Origin of the sequence: Advenella sp. (genome assembly GCF_052108595.1) — a bacterium.
Classification (GTDB): Bacteria; Pseudomonadota; Gammaproteobacteria; order Burkholderiales; family Burkholderiaceae_B; genus Advenella.
Map to the genome: position 1 here is coordinate 1 of NZ_JBQEAU010000149.1, position 8415 is coordinate 8415.

The 8415-nt window shown below is 55.5% G+C and carries 9 protein-coding genes and 1 pseudogene; all 10 read right to left on the minus strand.

Annotated elements, in window-relative coordinates:
- Positions 1 to 262: pseudogene (locus tag ACTIKR_RS19030) on the minus strand (taurine ABC transporter substrate-binding protein); the annotation flags it as partial.
- 161 nt (positions 263 to 423) lie between these two features.
- Positions 424 to 1236, minus strand: a complete 813-nt coding sequence (locus ACTIKR_RS19035; protein WP_442328698.1) for a transporter substrate-binding domain-containing protein — start codon at positions 1234 to 1236, stop codon at positions 424 to 426.
- A complete protein-coding gene (locus ACTIKR_RS19040; RefSeq protein ID WP_442328699.1) occupies positions 1236 to 2606 on the minus strand; it encodes an NAD(P)/FAD-dependent oxidoreductase in 1371 nt (456 codons plus the stop codon). Before ACTIKR_RS19040 ends, ACTIKR_RS19035 begins: the two co-directional genes overlap by 1 nt.
- 14 nt (positions 2607 to 2620) lie before the next feature.
- Positions 2621 to 3013, minus strand: a complete 393-nt coding sequence (locus ACTIKR_RS19045; protein ID WP_442328700.1) for a nuclear transport factor 2 family protein — start codon at positions 3011 to 3013, stop codon at positions 2621 to 2623.
- A 269-nt stretch (positions 3014 to 3282) separates the two neighbouring features.
- Complete coding sequence (locus tag ACTIKR_RS19050) at positions 3283 to 4548, minus strand: FCSD flavin-binding domain-containing protein (RefSeq protein WP_442328701.1); 1266 nt, start codon at positions 4546 to 4548, stop codon at positions 3283 to 3285.
- Between the two features lie 91 nt (positions 4549 to 4639).
- The gene (locus ACTIKR_RS19055) at positions 4640 to 4945 is read right to left on the minus strand and encodes a c-type cytochrome (protein ID WP_442328702.1); all 306 of its coding nucleotides are present in this window, start codon (positions 4943 to 4945) and stop codon (positions 4640 to 4642) included.
- Positions 4946 to 4977: 32 nt separating this feature from the next.
- Positions 4978 to 5898: a quinoprotein relay system zinc metallohydrolase 2 gene (locus ACTIKR_RS19060; protein ID WP_442328703.1), complete on the minus strand. Its 921-nt coding sequence runs from the start codon at positions 5896 to 5898 to the stop codon at positions 4978 to 4980.
- Entirely contained in the window at positions 5898 to 6695 is a 798-nt protein-coding gene (locus ACTIKR_RS19065; protein WP_442328704.1) for a quinoprotein dehydrogenase-associated SoxYZ-like carrier, read from the minus strand. Before ACTIKR_RS19065 ends, ACTIKR_RS19060 begins: the two co-directional genes overlap by 1 nt.
- Positions 6696 to 7074: 379 nt before the next feature.
- Positions 7075 to 7581, minus strand: coding sequence for a hypothetical protein (locus tag ACTIKR_RS19070; protein WP_442328705.1), 507 nt, complete (start codon positions 7579 to 7581; stop codon positions 7075 to 7077).
- Positions 7581 to 8189 carry a hypothetical protein gene (locus ACTIKR_RS19075; RefSeq protein WP_442328706.1) on the minus strand — a complete coding sequence of 203 codons (609 nt, stop codon included), beginning with the start codon at positions 8187 to 8189 and terminating at the stop codon, positions 7581 to 7583. Before ACTIKR_RS19075 ends, ACTIKR_RS19070 begins: the two co-directional genes overlap by 1 nt.
- Between the last annotated feature and the right edge of the window lie 226 nt (positions 8190 to 8415).

Here is an 8415-nt window from a genome sequence, read left to right on the forward strand (position 1 = left end):
CAAGCACGCCGATAGGGATGCCGCCGGAAGCCAGGGCGCTGGAAATATCACCGGCCGAACTGAACTGGCGCCATTTGACGGTATAGCCTGCGGCCTTGAGCGGCTCGTCGAATTTTTTCATCGCAATGGCCGACACATAGGGCCCAACGATCTGCTGGTAGCCAATGGTGACTTCTTCCTGCGCCGCTGCGTGGGTGGACCAGGCAAGCGTTGCCACGGTTGCCGAAGTGCACAACAATGTTTTCAGAAACGTGTTTTTCATGTTTGACTCCACGAGTGGTGGTTTACAACGTTGTAGTAAGTGCGCCAGGTAGGCGCGACGATGTTTTGCTATGAATTTATTAAAATTGCATTTGTCGGGGGTCTCTCTTGCTGCGGTACTGCTACCTCCTTTATTACCTCATGGTCCTGCTGGTGGCAAAGTCAGCGAATCATCAACTTTGCCGGATCGGGCGCCACGCCAAACCATTTGCGATAGATCGTGGCGTAACTCCCGGATTCGATCGCCTTGCGCAGCGCGACGTTGACCCGCTGCGTCAGGGCACTGTTCTTGGGCATGGCTATTGCGTAGAAATTGTTGGGAGTGGCCAGACTGTCCGCTACCCTGACCAGACCCTGGCCTTTGTTCTGGCTGTAATAACGCACATTTGCCGTGTCGTGAACCAACGCATCCAGTCTGCCGGCGGCCACTTCCAGATACGGAAAACCGGCATCCATGTTTTGAAAGTACATGACCTTCGCCTGCGGGAGCATGCGGTTGACATAGTCGGCCGCTTCGGTGCCGCGCTTGACCCCCACCCGTTTGTCGGCCAGATCGGCAAAGCCATTGATATCGGTATTACCATTGGCGACCACCAAGGAAATATCGCTGCGAAAATAAGGATTGGAAAAATCTACGCTACGTTCCCGATCTTGCGTAATGGTGATGCCGGCGATGGCCATATCCACCTTGCCGGCCGTCAGATTCGCAAAGATATTGGAAAAATCCATGGGCAGCAGGGAATATGACACGCCCATTTCGCGTGTGATAAGGTCCAGCAGGTCCATATCAAAGCCTACATATTTGCCATTCTCCCGGAACTCGAATGGCAAAAAAGCGGTATCGGTGGCAACCACCAGCGTTTCTGCCCGCGCCGCTCGGGCGCCTGGCGGTATCACTGAATACAGCATCAGAAAAGCGAATGCTGCCAGAGCCAGGCCAATAGACTTGCGACGTAAGCAGTGCCGAAGGTTCATCAGATCACCTCATCTCTCAGGTAATACCAGTGATAGAGCATGGCCTGTCCGAGACGCCGGAAAGGAGAAAACAAATGTCCGGGCAGCGGCGAGTTGTAGATGGGCAGATCCCATTGGGCCCCGTCCTGTCCCACAATGCGCTGCGCCAGGCGTCGCCCCGCCCATGCCGAGGAAGACACGCCGTTACCACCATAGCCGAACGAATAATACAGCGACAACGAGGGATCGGGCTGGACGATACGCGGCATCATATCGTGACTGACATCGACCCACCCGCTCCAGTTGTACGCAATGGGCACTCCCTCGAGCGATGGGAATTTGCGGTAAAGGCCTTTTTTGAGCAAATCCAGATGCTTGGGATTGGCCGCGTCCTTGCCGGTAATCGCACTGCGACTGCCAATTTGTACTGAACCATCGGGCAACAGCCGATAATAAAAGCGCAGCGTACGGGTGTCGGTAATGAACACAGTCGATTTGAGTCCGGCCTCGGCCAGTTCCTGCGCGGTCAGCGGACGGGTCACCATGGAATTGGACTGGATCGGCATCAGCTTGGAACGCGTCGTGGTATGTACCCCCTGCGTTGTATAGCCGCCGGTGGCGAAAGCCACCTTGCGCGCCTTGACGATACCGCCCGGCGTATGTAAATGGTGCAGGCCATCGCGCGTTTCCACTTTCATGACCGGGCTGGACGTATGCACCTTGACTCCAAGTTGCCGTGCACGTCGCAGATAACCGAAAGCCAGCTTCAGCGGGTGTACCCCGACGCCCTGGGGCTCCCATAAGGCCGCCTTCGCTTCCTGGTCGTTCACATATTCTTCACACAATTGGTCCCGGCTGAGCATGCGCGTCTTATAGCCGAAGACCTCATTCATCACCCGGCTTTCATTGCGTAGAAAATCGACTTTCTTTTCTCGGTGTGCCGTGTATAGATGACCACCGGTTTGCGCATCGCAATCGAATTGCGCCACCAGTGACTCCCAATACTCGAAACCGGAGCGTATTTCTGCATCCAGCCGTTTGGCCGTCTGCTCACCCCATTTGGCAATCCACTGGGAACGGCACAGGCGACCCATGGCATTCTGTCCCTGCCCGCCGTTTCGACTGGTGCAACCCCAGGCGGCCGCATTGGCCTCCAGCACGACAACCTGGGCCTGATGGTCCTGTGCCAAATGCAGCGCGGTAGACAGTCCGGTAAATCCGGAACCCACCACAACTACATCTGCAATCAGTCCGTCCGGGGCCGGGCCGTCATCGGGCGGCGGCTCACCTGCAGTGGCAACCCAGTACGTCGGAGCATACTGCTGGCCTTGCGTTGGGGTATCGGTAAGCGGATCAAACAGCGGATCGTATGCGCGCATCAAAGTTGCCATGACGATGCTCCCGCCTATTTTCCGGCCGCAATTGCAGGACGGCTCTTGCGAAATGCATTCTTCACAAGAATCTTTCCGTCTTTGAATGTGAACAGGTCCACCATATTGGCTTCAATGCGAGCGCCATCTTTCTGAGTGCCGGTAAACGTTGTTTCCGATACCCCGCGATCGCCGCTGATCCAATGTTTGCCATTACGCCATTGTGCATCCGGAATGTTTTCCCAGGCAGCCTGAAAAGCCTTTCTTACAGCTTGGCGCCCTTCGATCCGGTTGCCGCAAACCTGATCGCCAGCCACGGTTTCAAAAACACAATCATCATGCATGAACGACATCAGGGCTTCAATGTCATGGTCGTTCCACGCCTGGGAAAAGGCTTCAAGGGTCTGGATATTTACCGTGTTACTCATTTTGCATTCTCCTGCTTTGATATTTCAATCAAAGATAGAAGAAGTTTGCCGGATGGTCTAGGTCCAGTTTCCGAACTTCGTTGAGTCCAGATCCAGCAGGCCGCAATGAGCCACAATTGCACAGTTTCGCGCCAGCACAAAGCGGCTGAGCATTGCAGCGTACCAGCCTGCTCATTGACGGTGCATAAGGCGCGCGCCGGTTGTGCGCTGCGCTATTTCGGCGCAGGACCAGCGGATAGAAACAGGACAATGAACGTGCATAAGTCCAGTCAGTCCAGCGCATCGCTCCAGATATTTTTTGCCCAGGAACGCGCATCGGCGCCCTCTTTTTCGGAAGGATGCGCGGACAGGCCGCCCCCTTGGGCCGAAACCATGTCCATTTTTTCCGGGTCGTAACGGTAGACATTGGCCACATGCATGGCCGATGTATCGTCTACATAGCTGTAGCAGGTATTGGCAAAGACCGGCAACGGATCAGGTTGAGCGCCGGCCAGTCGCGCAATCATGCTGCTGGCGCACACCTTGGCCTGGGAGTTGGCGATATGAGCCGATTTGGGAAGCCCCGAATCGACGGAATCGCCCAGCAAATGAATACCAGGCGCCTTGCGCGATTCATACGTCACAAAATCCACATCGCACCAGCGGCCCTCTTCGTTGGACAATCCGGTATCGAGCGCCAGCCGGCCTGCAGCCTGGGGTGCAATTACATTCAATACATCGGTCTTCCAGGTATCGAATACTGTTTTGACCGTCCCGGTGTCAACATCAATGGCCGAGAGCTCGCTACCCGGCTGGTAGTCTATAAGCCCCGCGTACTGCTCGGCCCAATTGCGTTCAAACAACGCGCGCTTGGACGTAATGCCGGGGTTGGCATCCAGCACCAACACCTTGCCTGTGGGGTTATGCTGTTTGAGATACCACGCCACCTGACAGGCCCGCTCGTAAGGTCCGGGCGGACAGCGATACGGTAGCGGCGGCACCGTGATGGCAAAAACGCCCCCCTTGCGCATGTGCTGCAGTTGCCGGGCCAGTGCCTGCGTTTGCGGGCCGGCTTTCCACGCATGAGGAACACGCGCTTTTGCCGCATCGGTCTGCGTCATGGGCAACTGCGAATAGTCAAAACTGATGCCGGGCGCCATAATCAGATAATCATAGGAGACCGGCCCGGCTGCAGTACGCACCTGCTTGCGGTCGGGGTCTACGGCCAGTACCGTTTCCTGGCGCACTGTCACGCCATGCTTGCGAATCAGGTTGTCATAGGAGCGGATAATCGCCGATAGCGGGACAGACCCGCCCAGCACCAAATTGCTGGTAGGACAGGAAACAAACTGCGCATTTTGTTCAATCAGCGTGACCGACAGTTGGTATTGGCTCCACATGCGCAAGTATTTTGCCGCTGTCGCCCCCGCAAAGCCTGCCCCCACAATGACAACATGCGCCTGCCGCAAGCTGCGCGCGGCGCTCGCGCTCAACGGCCAGACACCGGCGCCAAGCCAGGCCGCCCCCAAGGTATTGATAAATTGCCTGCGCTTCATCGTTGATGTTCCGTCTGTATGCTGAAATACCGCAAGTCATGATGCAGCCCGATTTTTATTTCATTTGAAATAAACTGAATATAGCAGCAGCTCATCGGGGTGCAGGCAAGGCCGAGAAATAGACGGCCAAGCGATCGATTTCATCTGCGGTCAAACCTCTGGCGTGTTGCGTCATGACATCGGTGTCTGTCTTGCTGTTGCGAAACGCCATCATGCGTGACAGAAACTGTGTTGAAGACATTCCCGCCAAACTTGGTGTCGCCGACACACTGACCCCGTTCGTGCCATGGCAGGCCGCACAGGACGCGGCCAGGACACGGATATGCAAATCAGATTGTGACGCCTGTGCCATTGCCTGGGTGGCGTCCAATAGCAATACCAGAGTCCATAAACGCATTGTGATACCTGTCGATGTGATCATGCTCAGCCCTATTGCCACTCCATTTTCGGAAACAACAAATTCACATTGCGCGGATTGATCACATCAAAAAGCCGCCATTTCTCCTTTTCCTGCGTAGCCGCGTGTTGCATTACTTGGCTCATGTCCTGACCCTTATCGATGCCCTGCGCAATATCGGACTGCAGTGTCTGCAAATAGCGTTGCTGCGCATCCCAGGCCGCGGCGTGGTCTTTCGGATTGGGACCATGTCCGGGCACCAGTCGCGCCACCGGCTTTTGTTTGATGGTGTCGATCGCCTGGAGCCAGCCTTTGACCTCGCCATCAACCGAAGGGGTGCGTTCGGTGAACAGCAGATCGCCGGTCCATAACGTTTCTGTCTGTTCGTCAAGAACAGTCAGATCTGTCGTGCTATGCGCGGGGCCCCAGCTTTGCAGCAACAGGGTTCGCCCGCCCAGGTCCAGCCGCTGCGGTTTGGAGATCTTGATGTTTGGCAGGACAATCGTGTTCTTGCCGCCGTCGGCGCGGGCTGGCGCCGCGCGCAGATAGGCGTCCTGGCTTTCATACATGGCCTGCGCCAGCTGGGCATGTCCGACAAACCGGACATTGCCGTCGGCAAACGCCGCATTGCCCAGGATATGATCGGGGTGCACATGCGTATTGATAACATAGCGGATCGGCAACGCGGTGATCTTTACCACGGCCTGCGCAAGCGCGCTGCCGATGTCGAAGGATCCACCCGTATCGATCACTGCCACTGCCTGTTTGCCAACCACGAACCCGATATTGGCAATATCACCATCGTAATCAGCATCATCAAAATCCTGATGCGCCCCCTGATGCACGTATACGCCCGGAGCCACCTCATGCATTTGCAGCGGTGCTGCAGTGGCCACGGCGCAGGCCAATGCCATCAACCATGGCAGCGCGAGCCGAAAAATCCCGGAACGCATTACTGCACCGTCACATCTGTTTCATGACGAAAGCGTTTGCCTTCGTTGTCCTCTGCGAACACCGTCAGTTTTCCACTTTTATCGGGCACGAAGAAAAACCGGAAATTCGGATCTTCGCTGATACCGATATAAGTGTCCGCCTGCATGACTGGTTTATCGTTATAGCGGATGTCTATCTTCTTGATGAAATAGGCCGGACGAAAACCCTGAGTCATCAGGTCGCGCTGCAAACCTGTGTTCATGGGATGGCGTATCATCAAACGTCCTTGCGCTGGTTTTCCCGCATGAACCGGATCGACAGCGGCCAGTTTCATTTGCCCGGCGTTTTTTCTGGCTGCATCAGCATCGCCACCGACCGTGCCACCACAGCCGCCCGATGCCTTGACCGGCACTGCGTTGCGAAAATAGCGGCCATCGCTGGTTTGGGCGACAACGTGAACGTAGTCATCTACTTCAAGCCGAATGCGGGTAGCAATATCGACCTTGCCACTTTCCGGCGTGAAGTGAAAGACAGCGGTCAGCGGCACAGGATTTTCCGGGACAACCAGTGTCACATTCTTGATGTAGTCGTCCCTGGTTGCCGGATAGTCGATGGAAAATGCAAACGGCACCTGTGCGCCGCTGGCTGCCCTTTTGGGCGCGGCAATATGAATAAAGGGGCCGTCCTCAAGTTTTTTCCCGGCAAAAAAGCTGCTGTTGACCTTATCCCAGGCAGGCGCATCGACCCCAGCCAGCGAGGGCGAGGACAGCGAGATGATCATGACAGAACTGATCAGCATGACTGATTTGCGTAACATGTGAACCTCCTCAATGAACATGTTCCGTTCTCTGTACTTTACCGCGGCGTAATTGGCACGCGAGGTATTTTTTATACTGTGACTTTGTTGCGGCTCTAAACGACCCTGGCAGACACGACTATAACAATATACATCGAATTGTCGGACTGAGACAGGAACGTGCAGATTGCAAAAAAAAGAGAAAAAGCAGCTGATATTTGCCGGGTGCTTTATTGCGCCTGCGCATAGACCGGCGGTTGGATAAATAGCTGGTTTGCCCGGCAGACGCAGCTATTTCAGACCGGTGATGTTGCCTGGCCGCCTTGCAAGCGCGCAGCTTGCAAGGCGCGCGCCGGATGAAATATGCCCGGCTCTTACATGACCCGGGCTCCATGACCCATCAATGCAGCGATCCCCAGCGCTTGACCGATGGTTCTGCCTGCGCCCATAGCCAATACTGTCCGTTCTTGCAGACATCCAGCGTATACCAATGCTCGGCTGGCTTGCCATCTACAGTGCCTTCTACTGAAAACAGGGCCTTTTTGCAAGTTGTTAGTGCATTAACCGATTCGCTGACAACAATTATGCGGCCCTTGTTGTTTCCGTATGGGATTGGCTGTTCAACCCGCCAGCGTCGCTCCTGCCCGGGTACGCTCTGCGCAATTGCATTTGCAATTTCCTGCTGTTCTGCTGCACTGAACCGCTTCATTACATATTTGACGCCGGCATCCACCGCAGCGTTGGTGGCAACGGCCACAGTCAGGCCCAGCGCGGGATTGCCCGTTACCGATGATGTTGCCGCACCGGCAGTAATACCCGGCAAGGTCGCAATCACAGAACAACCGGCTAGACTGCCCACGGCACAAATGCCAAGTACGATTATTGCAAGAGTGGCACGTAACTGCATTACTGCAAGGCTCCCCAGCGGCTGACTGCCGGCTCTGCCGTGGCCCATGCCCAGCGTGGTCCGTCCTTGCAGATCGAGGCCACATAAAACTCGTTGCGAGGCATCGAATTTTCTTCACTGTCTACCGAATAGACAATTTCTTTACATTCCAGCAAACCCTGGCTAATCACACGACTGACTGTCACCCGGCCCTGCTCATTGGGCTCCATGGGGATGGAATGAATCGACTTCCAGTTGGCCACCTCGCCTTCTTTCAGGCTGCCGGCCGCAGTGGCAATCACTTCCTGGGTATAGCCATGCATTTCTCGCTGCACATATTGCACGGCAGAACGGGTGGCCGCCTGAACGCCAACGCCGATACCGGTTGTGACCGCCGCGTTATCGGTGACTTTTTGGGCAAGCGCGGCGCCGGCAATCCCGGCACCAGCCGAAGAGCCCTCCAGCACCAGCGACTGACAGCCCGCCAGCACCATCACAAGCGACATACCCAGCAGCTTGAATGCAATGCAATAGCGACGCAGGAAGCCGGCGCAACCAGGATGTGGCGCATCACCCCGGGACCCAAAAAAAGCAAACACGTATAGAATATTTAATATGCGAAAAATCATGCACTTATAATAATTTGTTGACAAAGTGCATTATATTGGCAACGGACATCAATTGAACATCAAGAACCGTCAGGAAGTTGTAATCAGATGTTTGCCGGGTGCCTGCAGCCCTGAATCAAGGCAGGCGGATTACCGGGCTGGTTGATCATCAGGGCGCGCTACGGCCGGTGCGCCGCAGCGTTCAAGACAATACGCCCGCAACAGGGTACAGGTTGCAGAGACAAAG

Excerpts from the sequence above, each read along its gene's own strand:
- ACTIKR_RS19070 (WP_442328705.1), bottom strand. The coding sequence starts at position 7,581 with ATGCAGTTACGTGCCACTCTTGCAATAATCGTACTTGGCATTTGTGCC.
- ACTIKR_RS19050 (WP_442328701.1), bottom strand. The coding sequence starts at position 4,548 with ATGAAGCGCAGGCAATTTATCAATACCTTGGGGGCGGCCTGGCTTGGC.
- ACTIKR_RS19060 (WP_442328703.1), bottom strand. The coding sequence starts at position 5,898 with ATGCGTTCCGGGATTTTTCGGCTCGCGCTGCCATGGTTGATGGCATTG.
- ACTIKR_RS19065 (WP_442328704.1), bottom strand. The coding sequence starts at position 6,695 with ATGTTACGCAAATCAGTCATGCTGATCAGTTCTGTCATGATCATCTCG.
- ACTIKR_RS19075 (WP_442328706.1), bottom strand. The coding sequence starts at position 8,189 with ATGATTTTTCGCATATTAAATATTCTATACGTGTTTGCTTTTTTTGGG.
- ACTIKR_RS19045 (WP_442328700.1), bottom strand. The coding sequence starts at position 3,013 with ATGAGTAACACGGTAAATATCCAGACCCTTGAAGCCTTTTCCCAGGCG.
- ACTIKR_RS19040 (WP_442328699.1), bottom strand. The coding sequence starts at position 2,606 with ATGGCAACTTTGATGCGCGCATACGATCCGCTGTTTGATCCGCTTACC.
- ACTIKR_RS19055 (WP_442328702.1), bottom strand. The coding sequence starts at position 4,945 with ATGCGTTTATGGACTCTGGTATTGCTATTGGACGCCACCCAGGCAATG.
- ACTIKR_RS19035 (WP_442328698.1), bottom strand. The coding sequence starts at position 1,236 with ATGAACCTTCGGCACTGCTTACGTCGCAAGTCTATTGGCCTGGCTCTG.